At 53.0% G+C, this 17,979-nt stretch carries 17 protein-coding genes; 15 read left to right on the top strand and 2 right to left on the bottom strand.

The window, feature by feature from the left end:
* Window positions 1–13 precede the first annotated feature (13 nt).
* Genes CSA35_02860 through CSA35_02850 form a run of 3 tightly spaced genes read left to right on the top strand, consistent with a single transcriptional unit; the run spans window position 14 to window position 1,964 of the window.
* Window positions 14–1,057, top strand: coding sequence for a hypothetical protein (locus CSA35_02860; GenBank protein PIE55045.1), 1,044 nt, complete (start codon window positions 14–16; stop codon window positions 1,055–1,057).
* A gap of 24 nt (window positions 1,058–1,081) precedes the next feature.
* On the top strand, window positions 1,082–1,585 hold the full coding sequence (locus CSA35_02855; protein PIE55044.1) for a hypothetical protein: 504 nt from the start codon (window positions 1,082–1,084) through the stop codon (window positions 1,583–1,585).
* Complete coding sequence (locus CSA35_02850) at window positions 1,506–1,964, top strand: hypothetical protein (protein ID PIE55043.1); 459 nt, start codon at window positions 1,506–1,508, stop codon at window positions 1,962–1,964. The genes CSA35_02855 and CSA35_02850 overlap by 80 nt, the downstream gene beginning before the upstream one ends.
* 55 nt (window positions 1,965–2,019) lie before the next feature.
* On the opposite strand, the gene CSA35_02845 is transcribed toward CSA35_02850, so the two are convergent.
* Complete coding sequence (locus CSA35_02845; GenBank protein PIE55042.1) at window positions 2,020–2,958, bottom strand: hypothetical protein; 939 nt, start codon at window positions 2,956–2,958, stop codon at window positions 2,020–2,022.
* A 237-nt stretch (window positions 2,959–3,195) separates the two neighbouring features.
* On the opposite strand from CSA35_02845, the gene CSA35_02840 reads away from it, so the two are divergent.
* From CSA35_02840 to CSA35_02825, 4 genes are all read left to right on the top strand, one after another.
* On the top strand, window positions 3,196–4,155 hold the full coding sequence (locus CSA35_02840; GenBank protein ID PIE55041.1) for a hypothetical protein: 960 nt from the start codon (window positions 3,196–3,198) through the stop codon (window positions 4,153–4,155).
* Window positions 4,152–4,982 carry a glycosyl transferase gene (locus tag CSA35_02835; protein PIE55040.1) on the top strand — a complete coding sequence of 277 codons (831 nt, stop codon included), beginning with the start codon at window positions 4,152–4,154 and terminating at the stop codon, window positions 4,980–4,982. Before CSA35_02840 ends, CSA35_02835 begins: the two co-directional genes overlap by 4 nt.
* A 188-nt stretch (window positions 4,983–5,170) precedes the next feature.
* Entirely contained in the window at window positions 5,171–6,172 is a 1,002-nt protein-coding gene (locus tag CSA35_02830) for a hypothetical protein (GenBank protein PIE55039.1), read from the top strand.
* A gap of 619 nt (window positions 6,173–6,791) precedes the next feature.
* Window positions 6,792–8,243 (top strand): S-layer protein, encoded by a 1,452-nt coding sequence (locus CSA35_02825; protein PIE55038.1) that lies wholly within the window; start codon window positions 6,792–6,794, stop codon window positions 8,241–8,243.
* A gap of 403 nt (window positions 8,244–8,646) precedes the next feature.
* Here CSA35_02825 and CSA35_02820 read toward each other — a convergent pair whose 3' ends face one another.
* Window positions 8,647–8,946, bottom strand: coding sequence for a hypothetical protein (locus tag CSA35_02820; protein ID PIE55037.1), 300 nt, complete (start codon window positions 8,944–8,946; stop codon window positions 8,647–8,649).
* Window positions 8,947–9,113: 167 nt separating this feature from the next.
* Here CSA35_02820 and CSA35_02815 point away from each other — a divergent pair, with 167 nt between their 5' ends.
* The 8 genes from CSA35_02815 to CSA35_02780 all read left to right on the top strand — a co-directional run bounded on the left by CSA35_02815 (window position 9,114) and on the right by CSA35_02780 (window position 17,750).
* Complete coding sequence (locus CSA35_02815) at window positions 9,114–10,121, top strand: capsule biosynthesis protein CapB (protein ID PIE55036.1); 1,008 nt, start codon at window positions 9,114–9,116, stop codon at window positions 10,119–10,121.
* 22 nt (window positions 10,122–10,143) lie between these two features.
* Entirely contained in the window at window positions 10,144–10,584 is a 441-nt protein-coding gene (locus tag CSA35_02810; protein ID PIE55035.1) for a capsule biosynthesis protein CapC, read from the top strand.
* On the top strand, window positions 10,581–11,645 hold the full coding sequence (locus tag CSA35_02805; GenBank protein PIE55034.1) for a hypothetical protein: 1,065 nt from the start codon (window positions 10,581–10,583) through the stop codon (window positions 11,643–11,645). Before CSA35_02810 ends, CSA35_02805 begins: the two co-directional genes overlap by 4 nt.
* A 114-nt stretch (window positions 11,646–11,759) precedes the next feature.
* A complete protein-coding gene (locus CSA35_02800) occupies window positions 11,760–12,353 on the top strand; it encodes a hypothetical protein (GenBank protein ID PIE55033.1) in 594 nt (197 codons plus the stop codon).
* 29 nt (window positions 12,354–12,382) lie between these two features.
* Entirely contained in the window at window positions 12,383–13,678 is a 1,296-nt protein-coding gene (locus tag CSA35_02795; protein PIE55032.1) for a citrate transporter, read from the top strand.
* 201 nt (window positions 13,679–13,879) lie between these two features.
* Complete coding sequence (locus CSA35_02790; protein ID PIE55031.1) at window positions 13,880–15,082, top strand: deacylase; 1,203 nt, start codon at window positions 13,880–13,882, stop codon at window positions 15,080–15,082.
* A 121-nt stretch (window positions 15,083–15,203) separates the two neighbouring features.
* Window positions 15,204–16,775, top strand: coding sequence for a peptidase C69 (locus tag CSA35_02785; protein ID PIE55030.1), 1,572 nt, complete (start codon window positions 15,204–15,206; stop codon window positions 16,773–16,775).
* A gap of 27 nt (window positions 16,776–16,802) precedes the next feature.
* On the top strand, window positions 16,803–17,750 hold the full coding sequence (locus CSA35_02780) for a hypothetical protein (GenBank protein ID PIE55029.1): 948 nt from the start codon (window positions 16,803–16,805) through the stop codon (window positions 17,748–17,750).
* Window positions 17,751–17,979: the final 229 nt, after the last annotated feature.

Here is a 17,979-nt window from a genome sequence, read left to right as displayed (position 1 = left end):
GTGTGGCTTTATTATGGGGAAGGTGCTCGGGCTTGTCGGCTCTGAAGATCTGTGCGATAAGAGGCTTCTATATTCTAAAGTTGATCCAGATAACTCTCTGGGACCGTGGAAATTTTTGCTGGAGAGGATCTCTTCATGCGGCATCAGCCCTGTCTATTACAAAAATATACGAGAGAGCACGAAACCCTATGGGTATCTTTTTATGAATTATGATGGGGCCGTCTATCGCAAGGTACATAAAAGGGATCCGAGTGCAAAAAAATTTTTGATGGTTTTTGAGTCCGAGGTCGTGATGCCGGAAAATTGGTCTCCCGTCACTTATTCAAAATTTGACGTGATCTTGACATGGGACGAGGATATTCAACTGCACCCCAGGGAGAAATTTGTACACTTTTTTTGGCCGCATTCATTGCCGTATTCTGTACAGACTCAGCCGTTTACGTCTCGTAAGAAAGACTTTGTGATGGTTGTTTCAGATAAGAGAAAAAAGCATCCCCTCGAACTCTACACGGAGAGGCTCCATACCATAGATTGGTTCATAAAAAATAGCCCTGAGAACTTCGACCTGTATGGGTGGGGATGGGATTATGGCGCAATGGTTCGACTGAAAAAACATATAAGAAACATACCGCGTTATCTTAGGGGTGAGTTTCCGTTGCCAGTCGACGTTTCTCCTGTGTACAGGGGCGCTATCAACTCCAAAATACAGGCTCTGTCCAAGTATAAATTTTGTTTTTGTTATGAGAACGCCAGGGATATTCCGGGATACATCACTGAAAAAATATTGGATTGTTTTGCTGCTGGAGTGATCCCCATCTATTGGGGGTGGGGTGGCGTATCAAAATATATTCCCGAGGCGTGTTTTATAAATCGGCGCGATTTTCAATCGATGGAGTCTTTAGTTCAGCGCCTTACGCATTTTACTGGAGAGGAGTACAATGCCTATATGTCCCATATCATGGATTTTCTTGAAAGTGATTCTGCTGATCGATTTAGAGCGGAGTACTTTGCTGATGTAGTAACAGGGGGCCTCATGGGCGAAGGGAAAATGGACTGAAGAGCCCAGAGGTGGGAGGTTTACATGTCTGTTATCGTTCAATGTTGTGGTGGGCTGGGCAACCAGATGTTTCAATACGCTTTTGGTCGAGCGTTAGCCCTGGATATCGGCACCGATCTCAAACTGGACATATCGGGATTCGAACGAGGAGGAAGACCTCTGGCGGTAAATGCCTTTCATCTTTCCGAGGATGCCTCTTTTTGTGGGAGGAGTCCGTTTCTCCCAAGGTTGAAGATGAAGCTGGCGCAGAAAATGAACAAGCGAAACATCAAGGCTTTTGATTGCTGTTTTTCTGATATTCTCCTTGAGCCCTTTCCTGCCTATTTTGTCCCTGCCTGTGATTTTAAAATACGTCCAGAAAAGGACGTCTTTGTGGGGGGGTATTGGCAGTCTGAAGGGTACTTTGTTCATCATGCGGACAGGATCAAAAGAGATTTTACGCTAAAAGATGAAAGCTCTTTTTTTTTTAGAATGGAAAGAAAGTCTTTTAAGGAATACGGACTTTTCTGTGAGCGTCCACGTTCGTAGGGGTGACTACGTGAGCGACAGCTCCGCCAATAGAGTTCATGGTGTGATGCCCGTTGAGTATTATCAAAAGGCGGCAGAGACACTGTTGGCGAACAATAGAACCCTCGTTTTTTATGTTTTTACCGATGACTCTCAATGGGTCAAGGATAACCTGTGTCTTCTTGGGGACGTTGTTCACGTCTCCGGTCACGACCTTCGAGACTGTGAGGAACTTGTCTTGATGTCTCTGTGTCGTCATCACATCGTAGCGAATAGCTCCTTTAGCTGGTGGGGAGCCTGGCTTGGTCGCGATACCTCAGGAAGAACAATCGCTCCGCTGAAATGGTTTCAGCGTATGAGTTCTGACCACATCGTGCCCGAAAAATGGCTCAGGATCTAGTGGCATCATGAGGGGCGCTCCTTCGTCTACAAGAGGTGTGACCACGCGAAATGTTTTAGGAGTGGTTGCCCCTCCCAGCATCGCGGGCAATTTCTCTCAGTGCCATTCTAAACCCCTTCCAGGTCGACTGCCCCCCGCAGTTTTTTAGGTTCTTTTTGGTCAGCCTTAAAAACGTCCAGAAGAAAAGGAGCCTTCCCAGAAAAGGGTGATCTTCAGACGTGACTTTCATGAGAAGATATCTGTTGTAATAAAAGGTGGCTGCCTTTTGCCAGGTGCCATAGATGCGCTCTTTCCGATTGGACCGGTGGATGACCCCGCCTCTCTTCGAAACGAGCAAGGGGGTTTTGAACCTCTTAAAAACCCTGTAGGAAAACTCTATATCCTCACACATAGCGTAGGGAGCGAAGGTCTCGAGCTTCTCGTTGAAGTCCATGTCGTCAAAGACCTCCCTTCGAAAGGCCATTGAGCAACCACTAAGCCACTGAGCCTCGCCAGGGGGGGCGGACATCCCCTTGGCGGAGCCGGAGAGAGAGACCGTCCTCTTTTTTCTGTAGCCCACCAGGGAATAAAACGTTTCTTTCCAACCCCGACGTGATGCCTGAGCTTCAAACCCAAGGGGAATATCCCGAAGCATCGGACTTGCGCCCACGCATTTGGGGTTTTTCTCAAAACATTCCGCAACAGCGCTGAGCCCGTCCGTGGAGACCTCGGAATCGTCGTCGATGAAGAATATCAGATCCCCTTTGGCTTTCTTGAGCCCGTCGTTTCTCTGAGAGGCACTTCCGACTCGTGGGGCTTTAAAGAAAGAGAGGGGTATGCTCCTGGCGTTAAATTTTTTGACAAAAGAATAAACGACCAAGGCAGATAAGTCGTCGTCGCTGGCATCCCATATGATAACCTCAAAATTTGTATAGTCCTGGGCAAGCAGGGAGGGCAGAGAGATCTCTCTCAATGCCTCGTGTCTGTTTTTCGTCACTATCACGACCGAAATCATGAAAAATCACGCCCTATCGTCTACGAAATTAAAAAAGACCCCGACAGAGACAATGCTCCCTATCATCAACCTCACAATCTTACCTTAGAACAGGAAGAAAAGATATTCTCTCTCGGCTTGGGAATACGCTGTGCCCTTTACACATTTACACAACGTATCGCTTCTACGGTATCATTGGGGTGCCTGAGCGATAATTGATATGATGAGTCAAGATCGGAGAAACGGAGTTGGTGAGAGATGTTAAACGGATACCGCAAGGCGTTGGTCACAGGGGGAGCCGGTTTTATCGGCAGTCATATCGTGGAGCGGCTCTTGTCCCTGGGGCTTGATGTCGTCAGCGTAGATAACTACTTTGCCGGCAAGGAGGAAAACCTTGCTCACCTTCATAAATATCCTGGGTTCAGAGAAGTTCGATGCGACGTCACCGACTACGAATCTCTGAAGAGCCTGTTTGACGGGGTGGATATCGTCTTTCACGAGGCAGCCTCGAAAAAGACTATCTGTCTCAACGATCCGAGACGAGACCTTGAGATCAACGGCAAGGGAACCTTCAATGTCTTGGAAATTGCCAGGGATTACGGTGTGAAAAAAGTCGTCCATGCGTCTACCGGGTCGGTGTACGGCGAAGCCCAATATGTTCCCCAGGACGAGAGACATCCTCTGAACCCCACATCGTATTACGGCGTCAGCAAGCTGGCGGGAGAGAAGTACGCCCTGGCGTTTGCTCACCTGTACGATATGGACGTCACGGTACTCCGATACTTTCATGTGTATGGTCCCAGACAGGAAAACTCGGACGTGGGGGGCGTCGTCTCTATCTTTGGCCGAAAGGCTATTGAGGGGAATCCCATCGTGATTTTCGGCGATGGGACACAACAACGCTCCTTCACCTACGTTCAGGACCTGGTCGACATCAACCTCTTGGTAGCCGACAGACCGGAGACGAGGGGACAGATATATAACTGTGCCTCCGGTATTTCAGTGACCGTCGGCGAACTGGCTGAAAAAGTGAAGAGCTATTTTGGAAAACCCGATCTGGAGATACGATACGAAGACTGGACCCCCGGCGATATCAAGGAATTCAATGTTTCAAATCGCAAACTTCGAGAACTTGGCTTTACCTTTGGTGTCGATTTCGATACGGGGTTAGCAGCCACTCTCGATTGGCTCAAGTCTTACCTCGGGGGGCGTTCGTGAAGCTCTCTTTGTACACAATTACCCAAGACGAGGAGCGCCGTCTTCCTGCTATGTTACAGGCGGCCGCCCCTTTGGCGAATGAAATCGTCGTCGTCGACTCGGGAAGCAGAGACAAAACCCAAAAAATCGCTGAGTCGTACGGAGCCCGCTTCATCCACAACGACTGGGTATCCATCGGCCATCAAGTGGCGTATGCCGAACGGTGCTGTTCACACGACTGGGTCTTGCTCCTGGCCGCCGACGAAGTGCTCTCTGACGACCTTCGGGAGGAAATCCGACTCATCAAGGAACAGGGGCCTGACTGTGATGGCTATAAACTTCGCATAGGGGATGTCTTTCCTGGGGTCTCCAGACCAAAGCGTTGGGCCAGGCACTATCAGCTTGTTCGGCTATACGATAGAAAAAAAATGTGTATGGGGGGACGCTTTGGCTATGACGATGTGGACTTTATCGTGGAAAATCCATCGATACGGCTTCTGGACTCCTTTGTCCACCACTATTCTTTTTTGAGTCAACGGCGCACCGTGGACAAACGGAACAAAGCGACCGACGACCAGGTCAGAAGGGCTCTCCTTGAAGGAAAAAAGTATAGCCCCTGGCGGATGGTCGGTTGTATGTTGGGTAATTTTATAAAGGTTTTTCTTCTTGATCGGTATTTTCTTTACGGGTTCTGGGGCTTTATCCATGCGGTAAACGTGGGGTACATGCGGTTTCTTAAGTTCTCCAAATATTACGAACACACTCAGTTGGGGCGACACGACTACTTGGGGCTGACCAGCCTCCTTGCGGTACCGAAACTGAGCAAGGACGAAGAGGCTAAAAAATAGTGGATGAGCGAACAGTGTGGAGAGACTTTGGCGAGAGCTTGGAGATGTATACTCCTCTTTCTTTGTCGATCTTCTTTTCACGTGGTACGAGGCAGCACTAAAGCTCACTCCGCGTCATCGATCACGGTTATCAACGATGTTATAATCAAGATAGTACATCTTCCCAGTAAGGAGGCGGTGGTGTCGTTATGAGCGATGCGAAGGCTCGTCCGCAGTTTTTTATAGACGTGGGAGAGAATCGGATCAACCGAATACACGACCGGTTCTTTAAATCTCTTTTTGGCAGGAAGGAACACTGCGCTATACTTCTGGACTTCATCAATGACATCGTCTTTCCCGAGGGAGAGCGGCACTTCACCAAACTCATCAAGACCAACACGGAAATGCCTCCGGCCGTACAGCATCTGAAGCTCTCTCAACTCGACCTTTCTGTCGAGCTCGACGACGGAGTGACAGTGGACATAGAGGTACAGCTTCTGAACAGGCGAGACTTCAAAAAAAGGGCTCCGTTTTATTGGGCGATGCGTCATTCGAGCAAGCTTGAGAGCGGTGTTCCATACTCGAAAATCACGAAGACGATCGTCATCTGTGTTTTGGCCTTTACCTTGCTGAGGGAAGAGAAACCGTACCGAAACGTCTACGGGATCGCCAACCTGAAAAGCGGTAAGCCCCTGTGTGACGACATGCAGATCATCTACCTTGAGCTGGACAAATTCCAGAAAGAAGACCCTCTGCCGAGGCAGACGGGGCTTCAGCGTTGGCTCACCTACCTGAGCAATGTGGAGGGAGAAAAGATGAGAGAGATAGCGGAAGTAGACAAAGAGATCGCTCAGGCGTTGCTTTTTGAGAGGAATTTCTGGGCAGACAGAGACCAGATGCTCAACTACGTTCCAGAACAAAAAGTGCTCATAGAGTCCTTGATGAACGAATCGGACTACGAAGAGCGGATTGAAGAGGCTAGGGGAGAGGGTAGAGTAGAGGGTAGAGTAGAGGGCCGGGCAGAAGGTAGAGTAGAAGGTCGAGCAGAAGGTAGAGCAGAGGGCCTTGAGGAAGGCGACAGAAAACGAGCGCTTTCGATAGCGTGGAATCTATTGGGTCGTGGTATGTCGGAGGCGGAGGTCTGTGACATAACGAACCTCTCCCCAGATGACATCGCTCACCTTCGAGCACGAAAAAGCTCTCAGGGTTGAGATGCTATGATCGAGGTGACGGTGCGCGATAGGCGTAGGGGGACCTCCTGTGCCCTCTCAGCTTTGGACGACGTCCGCCTCGCTCCAGTCGATACTTCACGACGGCAGTTCAAAAAATACGTTTAGGCGAGAGAGGGCTCTGGCGGAAGGATCTAAGGCTGGGAGACCCGGATGTAGGTTTTTAGGGGTGCCCCATAAGTAAGAAGTCCTTCCGGCCTTGCTTTATCTGCACGTATACGGGCCTCCAGCGGGGAGAATCAGCTTTGAGAGAAAGGGGTTTTCCCCGCTGTAAGAACGTAAAGACGTATGCCGTTTGCCGTTTACTGCGATCCATCTAGAAAAAACTTGCGTCCTGGAATTTGCGTGTTATAATCTCTTCTGAGGGCTTTGTGCCCGGTAATAATGTTTCGATAGTCGTGACGATATCCCGATGGCAGGAAAGGAGGTGTACGACCCCCAGCCAATACGGAAGGAGCGGCTTGAGAAAGCGCATCGATCCCGAGCATGAGGGGAGCAGCCGAGGAACCGAAAAGGAAACGTGGAAACTTTTCGACCCCGGGTTGTTTCGATCTCAGCAGGGACGAGCGTATATACAACCTAACTTAGGGGGTTATATACTATGAAAAAGCTTTGTGCACTTTTGGCTGTAGTGGCTCTTGTGGCCTTTGCCGCTCCCGCCTTTGCCGCAAATCCGTTTATGGACGTTCCTATGAACTGCTGGGCTTATGATGCCGTCGGTCAGCTTGCTGCCCGTGGTGTGATCTCCGGCTTCCCCGATGGTACCTTCAAGGGTAACCAGCCCATGACCCGTTACGAGATGGCCTCTGTCGTCGCTCGTGCTCTCGCCGTCGTCGACATGGAGAAGGCCAGCAAGCAGGATGTCGAGATGCTTAAGCGCCTCGTCGTCGAGTTCAAAGACGAGCTTGATGCTCTGGGTGTTCAGGTAGATAAGATTGACAGCCGTGTCGCCGTTCTCGAGGAGAACATCGGTGGCTGGAAGTTCTGGGGTAGTTTCCGTTTTGATGTCCGCTACTACGACAACCGGATTGACGAGAGTGACTGGACCGTGGCTCGTTACCGTATCTGGATGCAGAAGAAAGTCGACGACAAGGTGACCTTCACTGCTCGTCTGGGTAGTCGGAATGCCGTGTTCGAGCGCTACTACATCGACGTGGATCTTCCTTGGGACATCTCCATGCGGGCTGGTCTGTTTAACGTTGATTGGGAGGATGAGGACGGTCTGTATACCGATAACGATGCCTTCGTGATGGACGTCACCACTCAGGGTTTCCTGTTCACAAAGTCCTTTGGGCTCGGTGAGGTGGCTGTATATCTGGCTCGGGACGAGGGCGGCAATGATTACGGAAGCTTCCCTTGGATCTCCGCGTTACCGGGGACGCCTACTTATGATACCCAGTTCTACGGTCTGCGCGCCAAGTTCAACTTCAACGAGAAGTTCAGCATGGCGCTGAACGCCTTCGTTCAGGATGCTGATGACACCGCGAATGCTGTGTACCCTGCCGGCACCATTGAGGGTATCAGTACCTATTGGGCTAACTTTACTCTTAACTTCACCCCTGCTATTGCCTTTAAGGGTGCTTATTACATGCAGGATCAGGACGTTGTTGCACCTGTGGGTGCTTGGGATGATAGTCCCAGTGCTTTTAAGGCTATCTTGGACGTGAAGCAGGAGGCCTTGAAGTTTACCAGTCTGTGGCTCGAGTACGCTAACTTCGACGCTACCTATCAGGCTATCCCTGGTTCCAATCCCTACGATAACTATCCGACGACTGGGCCGGGTGTCACTCCTGCTTTGGGTAATGGCGTCGATGATATCTCTGTTCTCTATGCCAAGGCCGAGCAGAAGTGGAGCGACAAATGGTCGACCCTTCTTCGCTATGTTGGTGTGGATCAGGGGATCAACAACAATGACGTGACGAACTGGAGCTTGGGTGCCAAGTACTACTACACTCCTGCTCTCTCCTTCGAGCTTGTCTATGACGATATTGATTACGATAACAATGTCGGTGACGACAGCTTGATCCGGTTCCGTACTCAGGTCAATTTCTAAGTTAAAAGTGCTTGAAAAGAGGCAGGGCGTAAGCCCTGTCTCTTAAAAGCGAGGGCTCCGCATGATCGTGCGGAGCCCTCGCTTTTTGTAAAAGGCCTGGGGAATGTTGTGAGTCATGTCCGTTGTCCCGTATTGGCCGTACTGGTCAAGATCTCTCAGAGAAGTGTTTTTCTATAAGTGACTACGGCCATGGTGCTCTCTCTCGATGTTGGGTGTACTGATCAGGGGCTCTCATGATTGAGAGGCTTTTGTTTTCGAAGTTCAGCGACATCTTCCGGCGAGAGCCCCGTGTACGTACAGATACCCGAGTCAGGGATGCCATCATCCAGCAGATTGTACGTTATTACAAGGTTTTCCTCTCTCTTGCCTGTGAAGATGCCTTCCACCCTGCCTTCCACGTTGGCTATGCCGTAGACGTTTTGCTGCCGTGACTCATGGCCCAGTAGTAGGGGAGTCTTTTGTTGAAGTCGTGTTCGTTTACGATCTGGATCTCTATGTCGACAGTGACTCCGTTGTCCAGTTCAGCTACCCTGTCGAGACGGCAGAGTTTCTGGTTCTGTCCTTCCGGGGTCAGTTCGGTATTTATCTGCATGAGTTTGGTGAAGCGTCTGTCGTCTTCGTCGAAGACGGCGTCGTTGATAAAGTCCAGAAGGATCTCGTGGTGTTCCTGCTTGCCAAAGAGGTATTTGACGTATATCCCCAAGGCCTATAAAAGATTTTAGCTGAAGGCTCTTTTTGACCACACTAAAGACTCGTCCTTTTCGCTGCTTAAACATGATAAAGTTAGTAATTTAATCATAGCATTGGTGCCCTTTTATCGGCTTGCCAGAGGATTTTTGATATGGCTGGACAGTAGGTGGGTTTTCTCATATAACAGTGTGTGAGAAAGGAGGGGAGGAGGGCGTGATTCCGTTGCGGGTTCTCGTCACGGGGAGTAGGGGTAAGAGCACTGTGACCCGTCTTATCCATCGGGCTCTCGTCGCGTGCGGTTTTCGGGCGTATGGTCGAATAACCGGGGTCGTCCCCAGGACGTTGACGCCCGGCGGGGAGCGGCCGATTCTTCGCGGTCGACGGGCTCATGTTCAGGAGATGGCATGGTGGCTCGACGAGCTTCCCTCAGACGCTCAGGCGGTGGTGATGGAGAACAGCGCCGTCTCGGGGGAGCTGCAACCCCTTGCCGCTCGATGGCTCAGGCCAACTGTGACTGTTTTGACGAACGTTCGGCCTGATCATCAGGATGTGTGGGGTCCGGGGCGTTCCGGTGCTGCCGATGCCCTGTGCCGGGGGATCCCCTTTGGCGGAACGGTCGTTTGGGCCGAGGAGGCCGCTCGGTGCCTTCCGCTTCGGGTGTTTCTTCAGGACAGGCAGTGTGATCTGACGATTGCCCGGCCTGTCGAGGGAATGGCGTCCCATCTGGCCGTCAACGCTGGTCTGGCTTTGGAGGTCTGCCGTCTGTCTGGGCTTGACGATGTCTCGGTTCTCCCTGCTTTACGCTCTCTTCCGCCCGATGTGGCTGATTTTTCGGTTTTGAGGGTGGGAGACGGGCAGTTGGCTTTTGGCTTTTCGGCCAACGATGTGATGACGACTCAGGAGCTTTTTGAGTCTCTGTCCTGGCCCCGGGAGGACGTTACGGTTTTGTTCAACCATAGGGGCGACAGGCCTCAGCGGCTTCGAGAGTTTCTTCCATGGATCGGTGACGAGCGCTGGAAGGAGAGGCTGGTCGTGGGGGATCGCCCCTTTGTCGTAGGGGCGCCGTCCTATCGCCCTCTTCGGTCTGAGTGGGATTTGGCCGATCTGATCTCTCGAAGTGGACGGGTGTTTGGGTGTGGAAACGTCGTGCATGGGTTTCCCTTGCTTCTCAGACTTTCTTGTCTTTAAATCTTTTGGGAGATGATGTCGTGTGATTGAAAGCTCTCTGTGGCGTCTTCTGCTGGGTATTGGGCTCGGGATGCTCTTGTATCGACAGACCGGTCTTTCCTGCGGGGGCATCATCACTCCGGGGGTGTTGGCCGTCTCCCTCACGGTTCCCATGGAGATCGTGTGGACGTTCACCGCCGCTGGGGCGATCTGGCTTGTTCTGGAGGGGCTGAGTCGGGTGACGGTTCTCTACGGCCGTCAACGGATGGCTGTTTCGATGGGGCTGGCCGTCCTGTTTCGTCTGATTATTGGCGGTTTGGGCGATCCCATGGGGGTGTGGCTGGGGTGGGCGGTCCCCGGTCTCGTCGCCGCTGATTTTCAGCGTCAGGGGCCGCTGGTGACGGTTGCGGCCTCTGTGTCGACGGCAGCGGCAACCGCCATGGCTTTTTCCCTTTTCGTGGCGTTGAAGGAGGCCGTTCTGTGACGCTGGATCTCACGGGGTATCGCCGTCGAACCCGGCGGATTCGTCTCCTTCGAAGTGCGTGCCTTCTCTGCCTGGCCTCGACTTTGTGGGGGCTGTGGATCTGGTCTGGTTCGAATCTGAGCTTGGAAGAGGCCCGCCTCTGGACCACCGTTCGTGATGCGGAGAGAGCGGTGGGAGAATGGCGTCTGCGTCGTGGCTCTCAGGCGTCTCATGAATCCGATCCCTGGGATCTGGGGCTGATCGGGCTCGAATGGAGCCCTTTGTCCACGACGTTAGGCAGTTTGCCGTCCAAACGAACGGCATGTCATCCATCTTGGGCTCTGGCGGCTCTGAGATGGTTTGATCGCTTGGAGCTCTCTCCTGGCGATTCTGTGGCCGTTTTGTCGTCGGCGTCCTTTCCTGGAATGCTTCTCAACGTCTTGATGGCAGCCGAGTATCGAGGGCTGGACGTGTCTTTGCTTGTTTCCCTTGGGTCGTCCACCTGGGGCTGCAACGATCCCAAGGCCCCCTGGCCTTTGATGGCTCAGGCTCTTCGACGTCTGGGATTTCTCCACGTTCGAGCTCAGGTGTACACACCGGGCGGGGAAGGAGAAACCGGCGGTGGGCTCTCTCCCGAGGCTTGGGCTGTCATGGAACGGACAGCTTCGGAGGTGGGCGTTCCTCTTCGACGCTGTGGGTCCAAAAGCGAGGTCATCCGCTGGAAGATGAGCTGGATTCGCTCTCTCGACCCTAAGGCGGTTATCTCCATCGGTGGTTCCAGCGCTAACATGGGCGACGATCCGGCGATTCTGACGTTATCCCCGGGAATCCATCGTCCAGGGGAGACTGAAGGTGGCGACGGCGTGATTGGTCGTGCCCTGAAGTCGGGGTATCCTGTGATCCATCTTTTGAACCTACGGGAACTGGCGGACCGTGAGGGGATCCCTTTCGATCGAAAACCGGTTATGTGGGGTGGGGGACGTCGCTCTACCGGCGGGGCTCTTCTTGGTCTTTTCCTGTATGGAGCAGCTCTGTATGGGTTGGGTCGGATCCGATTCTGTCACGATATCGAAAACGATTGAGAACAAAACGGTTCAAATTGGACGCTCGACGGCGAGGGCGTTGACCGAAAAGGTGTCTACAGGATATCCTAAAGAGGAATGCTTCAGTTCACTATTTTGAGGAGGTTGTGTGTTATGCGAAAAACGTTGTGCTCTTTGGCTCTTTTTGTCATGGTTCTGTCCCTGCTTCCCCTCGCGGCTCTGGCTGCCGTTACAGGAGATGCGCCCTTGAAGGGGCAGGAGCCTTTGCTCATCACCAACGCTGGCCAGGGACCGGGAGGTAAGATGGGACGGCTTCTGGTGAGTCGATCCAAGGCCGTGAAGGACATAACATACAACGCCGAACCTACGCCCGAGGAGATCGTCTCCGGTGGCTATAAGACGGTTCTGGTCGTTATCGGCTCCTCCGCCAAGGGATTGGGCGCATCGGGCGTCACGATCGACGACGAGATTGCCCGTCTGAACGCTATAATGGAAACCTGCAAGAAAGAGGGTATCCAGGTGATCGCTGCCCACATTGAGGGAGCTGCCCGCAGGGGAAAGCCCGGCAGTGCTGACGAGAGATCAATCGACGCCATCGCCCCGTATGCTCAGGCTTTCATAGTGAAGGCCGACAGCAATACCGATGGTCGGTTCACCGAGTTGGCAAAGAAGAACAACGCTCCCCTGACCGTCATTGATGATACCAGAGATTTAATGCCTGTCATCAAAGATATGTACTCTAAGTAGTTCTTAAAAGGAGGGCTTTGCTCTTGTCTATGTACGTCGAGACCTCTTTGGTTCTGGCGGTGATGGCCGTAGTCTTTGCTCTGTGCAGCTGGAAGCTCAAGTCGCCGGAGATATCCATGGTGATCACTGCCATTGCCGGTGCTCTTGCCGGAAGGCTCTGGTTCCCTGTACGGCTTCTGGTTGAAGGGACGTTCACTTACTTTGACGTTGGATTGATCTTCATCACGGCATCGGTGTTCATCAACGTCTATTCCGCCACTGGGGCCATGAACGCTTTGGTCCGAAAGATGGTGGATCAATTCTACAGTCGTAAGTGGGTTCTTTTCTCCATCCTGGCCGTGATCATGCTTATCCCCGGCGCTCTGACCGGTGCCGGTAGTGTGTCCATGTTCGTCGTCGGCGGCATGATCGCTACGGTCCTTCGGTATATGGGGATCTCCTCCGTTCGAACTACGGCCTTTATCTACGTGACGTCGATGCTGTCGGCTGTGGCGCCGCCGATCAATCTTTGGGCGATGCTTATGGCGGCTCAGGCCAATATGCCCTATGTGGGATTCACCGTTCCTCTTGTCGTGCCCATTGTGGTGATAACGATCTTTACCGTTGTGTACCTTCTGAGAGGTGGCGAGCCTCAGGCCAAGGAGAAGATTATGTCCGAGCTTCCCGAGCCTCCTGCCGGGATGAACTGGTTTCGGATACTGGCTCCTATGGTGACGTTCCTGGTCATCGTGGTGCTCTCCAAGTATATGGCGTTCAGCATGCCTACTATTGGTTTGCCTCTGAACTTCCTTATCTCCGGTGGTGTGGCGGTTCTGTGTTCGCCGGTGCGTCGCTCCCTGCGGGAATGGTATGGCACTATACTGGATACCTTGGAGCAGGTGTTCCCCCTGCTGGCGACTGTTATCAGTGTTGGTGTGCTGGTGAATATCATGACGGCTACGGGTGTTCGTGGATTGATCGCCATTACGTTTGTCACCCTGCCGACCTTCTTTATCTACGTGACGGCTCTGTTCGTCCTTCCCATGGCTCAGGGCTCTCTGAGCTACGGTAGTGCCATAATCCTGGGGACTCCTCTTATCTTCCTGTTTAATTCCGTGGGGTTTAACGTCACGGTGGTGGCGGCGGCCCTGAGCCTCATGTTTCCTCTGGGCGACTGCCTGCCCCCGTCCCGTATCTCTGGCCGAGTGGCTATTGAGGTTTCGGGGTATGAGGGCAGCTATATGTCCTTCCTGAGAGGCGTTTTCGTGCCGGCTCTGTTTATGGGATTGGTGGCTCTTGTCATGTTGATGAACGCTAATTTCTTCAAGTTTCTTGTGATTCGATGAGGAGGGGATGCCGGTGATTCCATTTCTGAACCAGATCATCCACCAGCTATACTACGTTATTGCGGCCTTTTTTGGGTTTCTGCTCCTTAGAAACCTCTTTTTCAGGAAGACCAGGACTGGGCTGATCTACGATATCGTCTACGCTTACACCTTGATCCCCTTTGTCCTTCGGGTTCTTCACATTAAGTAGGAGAGGCCATGATGACCGATAAGAAGACCGGGATTACTCCCCGAAAACTGATTGTTCTGGCTTTGGTGGCCGTGGTGGCTTTTCTGGGCGGTCGGGAATTTATGGAGCTCCAGAACTACAAGGAGTCCGTGGTTGTTTCAGACGCTTTTACAAAAAAGATCATGCTCAGCGATTATTTTGAGGGTATCAAGGGCACCGGCGTGGACACTCCGGTGTATCTGTACGACTCGGGGGTCCCTGGGGGGACGCTGATCTTTCTGGGAGGGACTCATCCCTACGAGCCTGCCACTATGTTGGCGGCCTATGTGGTTATGGAAAACATCTCCGTGACTAAGGGCAGGGTGTTCGTCATTCCTCATGCCAATATGAGCGCCTCCAGAGTGGGGATGCTGGGGAATGCCTATCCCAAGTTTCTTCACGTCCAGACGTCCTTCGGTCCCAAGGCCTACAGGATAGGTGACAGGGCCAGCGATCCTCTGGATCAGTGGCCAGACCCCTTCACGTACGTTCATTATCCATCCAAGCAGAACCTTGCATATACGGATGCCCGGAATTTGAACCGAACGTATCCCGGACGGCCTGATGGGAACCTGACCGAGCAGTTGGCCTTCGCTCTCATGGAGCTTATCCGCAAGGAAAAGGCCGATCTCTACTGCGATACCCACGAGGCGTCCCTTATGTACCCCGTGGTCAGCACATATGTGGCTCACGATAAAGCCTTGGACATCGCCATGATGGCCGCTATGGAGCTGAGCGCAACGACCTTCCCCATGAAGTGCGAGGCCAGCCCTAAGAGTCTTCGAGGCCTCTCTCACCGGGAGGTGGGGGACTATACGGCCCTTCCCGAAGAGGGGTATGATGGTGTCTTCGCTGTGTTGATGGAGACGATGGAACCCTTTATCGACCGAGTGGCTGGCAAGATCAACGAGTCTCTCATGATGGAGGGGAAGGACGAGTTCCTCCAGACGGCTTCGGAGCATGGTTTGCTGTATTGTGTTCCCGAATATAACATAGAATTTGGTGCGCCCATGAAATACCGGGTCGGGCGGCATCTGTCGTCCGTGGCCGAGTTGGTTCGTCAGATGAACGATTTCTTTCCAGAGAAGGAGCTTCAAGCGAGCTGGCCTGAGTTTGACGATGTCATGGCTAACGGTATCGGTGCCTACCTTCACGATCCGTCGAAGGCTCACAGTACCAAGATCTTCTGGAATTGATCGTAGCAGGAAAAAGAAGTTCAGGAGGGGAGTGGTGCGACGGCAGAACAGCCCCGCGTCAGAAGAACGAGCGGTGTCCCGGGAAATTGTGGGACCAAACAAAGAACAAGGAGTGTGAGCGATGAAGAACAAAAAACTGATATCTCTGGTTGTCACACTGTGTTTTGTGGCTGTTTTTGCCATGGCCGCTTCGGCGTGTACCATCGTTGCTGTGGGGAAAAAAGCTACGGTGAACGGAACCTCGATTATCACCCATAACGACGACTCAACGAGTGCCAACTTCAAGCTCTGGATTATCCCTGAGAAGGACTGGCCCGCCGGATCCGTTCGGGAGCTTATCATGAACGACCATGGATATAAGCCCGGAGAGGTGATGGGTGAAACTTCTCAGGTGAAGCATACCTATCGCTACTTTAAGAGCCGCTATTCCTTCATGAACGAGATGGGCCTTGCCATGGGCGAGTCCACCTTTGGCACTCAGGATGCCGAGATCAAAAAGGATCTTGTGACCGACAGCGACGGCATCATCGATTGCTGGCTGGCCCAGGATATCGCTCTGGAGCGGGCTGCTACGGCTCGGGAGGCCGTGCGCATCATGGGCGATCTGGTGGAGGAATATGGTTGGGCCGGTAGCGGAGAGACCATGGATATCACCGACGGCAACGAGGTCTGGATCGCCGAGTTCTACGGCCGAGATCTGTGGTGCGCCGTCCGTATGCCCGACGATATGTTTTTCGTCTCGGCCAACCGCGCCAGGCTGCGCGACATCGACCTCACTGACAAAGAGAACGTCATGCACTCACCTAACCTCATCTCCTACGGCGTGAAAAAGGGCTGGATCCGTCGCCTTGATGTTGATGCCACGAAGTTCAGCCCTGCTGATGTGTACGCTCCCAACGATAAACTGTATGCCACCCGGCGGGTCTGGAGGGCTCAGGAGCTCGTGGCTCCTTCTCTTAAGCAGGGTCCCAGCGAATACAACTATCCTCTCTTCGTCAAGCCCGATAAGAAGCTCTCTGTGTGGGATGTCTTCAAGATCAAAGGCGACTACTATCAGGGTACGGCCTACGACCTGACCAAGGGGCCGGCTGCTGGTCCCTGGGGGAATCCTCTTCGATATGCCAACAAGGGTAAAGGCTCCTGGGAGCGCTCCATCAACATGCATCGCACCTGCTACGTTCACATCGGCGAGGTCAACCCCAAGATCAGCGGCCCTTTCAAGGGTATCAGCTGGTTTGGCTATGGCGCACCGGATACCACCTACCTCACGCCTCTGTGGCCTGTCATGAAGGAGCTTCCCAAATTCTACGAGGTTGGTTCCCGCTACGAGGACTTCCGTCGTGATTCCGGCTGGTGGGTGAACTCCTATGTCCAGCAGATGGCTACTCTTCGCTACTGCGAGGCTATCAAGGAGATCTATGCTCTTCGGGATCCCAAGATGAAGCTTCAGTTCTCCGAGACGTACGCTGTCCAGAAGGATGCTGCTGAGCTTTGGAACCACGGCAAGAAGGCTGCCGCTGTGGATTTGGTTTCCACTTTTGCGTACGACCGGGCTGTTGACTGGAACCGTACGTGGCTCAAGCTGGGCGATCACCTCTTGGGTAACTACGCTCTGGGATACCAGAACTTCAAGATAACGGGCTATCCTCAGGAGTGGAACGACTTCATCGGCTATGGTCCGCTGAAGCGTTAGTTCGTGACGATATCACGAGCCCCCCTTATGGGGGGCTTTTTCCGTATGGTCGCACTGGGCTTCGTGGTCTTTCTCGGGAGTACCGAGGTGTTGGCAGTATCGTCGCAGGAGATGCGTGCGGCGGAGATCATGGAGGATTGTCTGAACGAGGCGCTGTATCGGTGTTTTCGGCGGGATATCGTGGTCTCTGCCGATCTTGACCCCTATGGCACGGGGCTTATCGGTGTGGAGTTCAGCCCCCTGACGACGACCTTGGGACACCTGAAGGACAAACGAACATCTACCCATCCTCTGATGGCTTCCGGTATGGTGCGTCTTTTTCATAACCTGGGACTGGATCGGGGTGATGTCGTGGCTGTCGGGGCCAGTGCCTCTTTTCCGGGCCTTCTCGTTGCCGTTTTGTCGGCTTGTGAGGCCGTGGGGCTTCGCCCTCTGCTGATCTGTTCCCTGGGTTCATCCATGTACGGAGCCAACCGGTTAGGAGCTACGGTGGTGGATCTCGTTCGAGATCTTACGAAAAGAGGTTTGGTGGCTCCCGTGCTTTTGGGTTTCTCCTTGGGAGGTCGCAATGATCGGGATGAGGCCCCCCTCTTTCCCCAGTGGCGGGAGCGGGTTCTTGAGGAAGCTCGGCGTCTGGGAGCGGGGTTTATCCTGGAACCGGGGTTGAAGGAGAGCGTTGAGTATCGTCTGAGGCTGTACGAAGAAGCAGCCGGAGAGAGTGGTGTCCGGTGTTTTGTCGGCATTGGCGGGGCGGATGTGACTTTTGGCAGTGGGGAGGAATCTGCGGCCTTTCCCGGCGGAATCACTAAGGCTCCTTTCGATTCCATGCCCCGAGAGGGATTGTTTTGCCGATATCTCGATCGGGGTGTGCCGGTGATTCATCTGCTCTGTGTTCGGGACATCGCCCGTAGCTGGGACGTTCCCATCGACGAGAATCCTTTTCTCTGGCGTCGGTGTCTTGCTGATGGAGATTGAGACGTTCGGTTCGGGGAGGGCTCCTGAAAATGGCTGCCAGGACGACGCCCCAAGTTCAACCGAGAGCAAGGGGTATAGCTACAATCATGGATGTGACCATGCCGTACGCCACCACCAAGGGCGAGTGACTCCTACAGGTCACCTTGGTTGATACGTTCCTCTCGCCATCTTCCTCGAAGTTACCGTATCACAGTGGTATAATTACAAGAGAGAGGGATACGCCATATAT

Origin of the sequence: Dethiosulfovibrio peptidovorans, assembly GCA_002748665.1 — a bacterium.
Lineage (GTDB): Bacteria > Synergistota > Synergistia > Synergistales > Dethiosulfovibrionaceae > Dethiosulfovibrio > Dethiosulfovibrio peptidovorans_A.
This window is presented reverse-complemented; position numbering and strand designations above follow the sequence as displayed.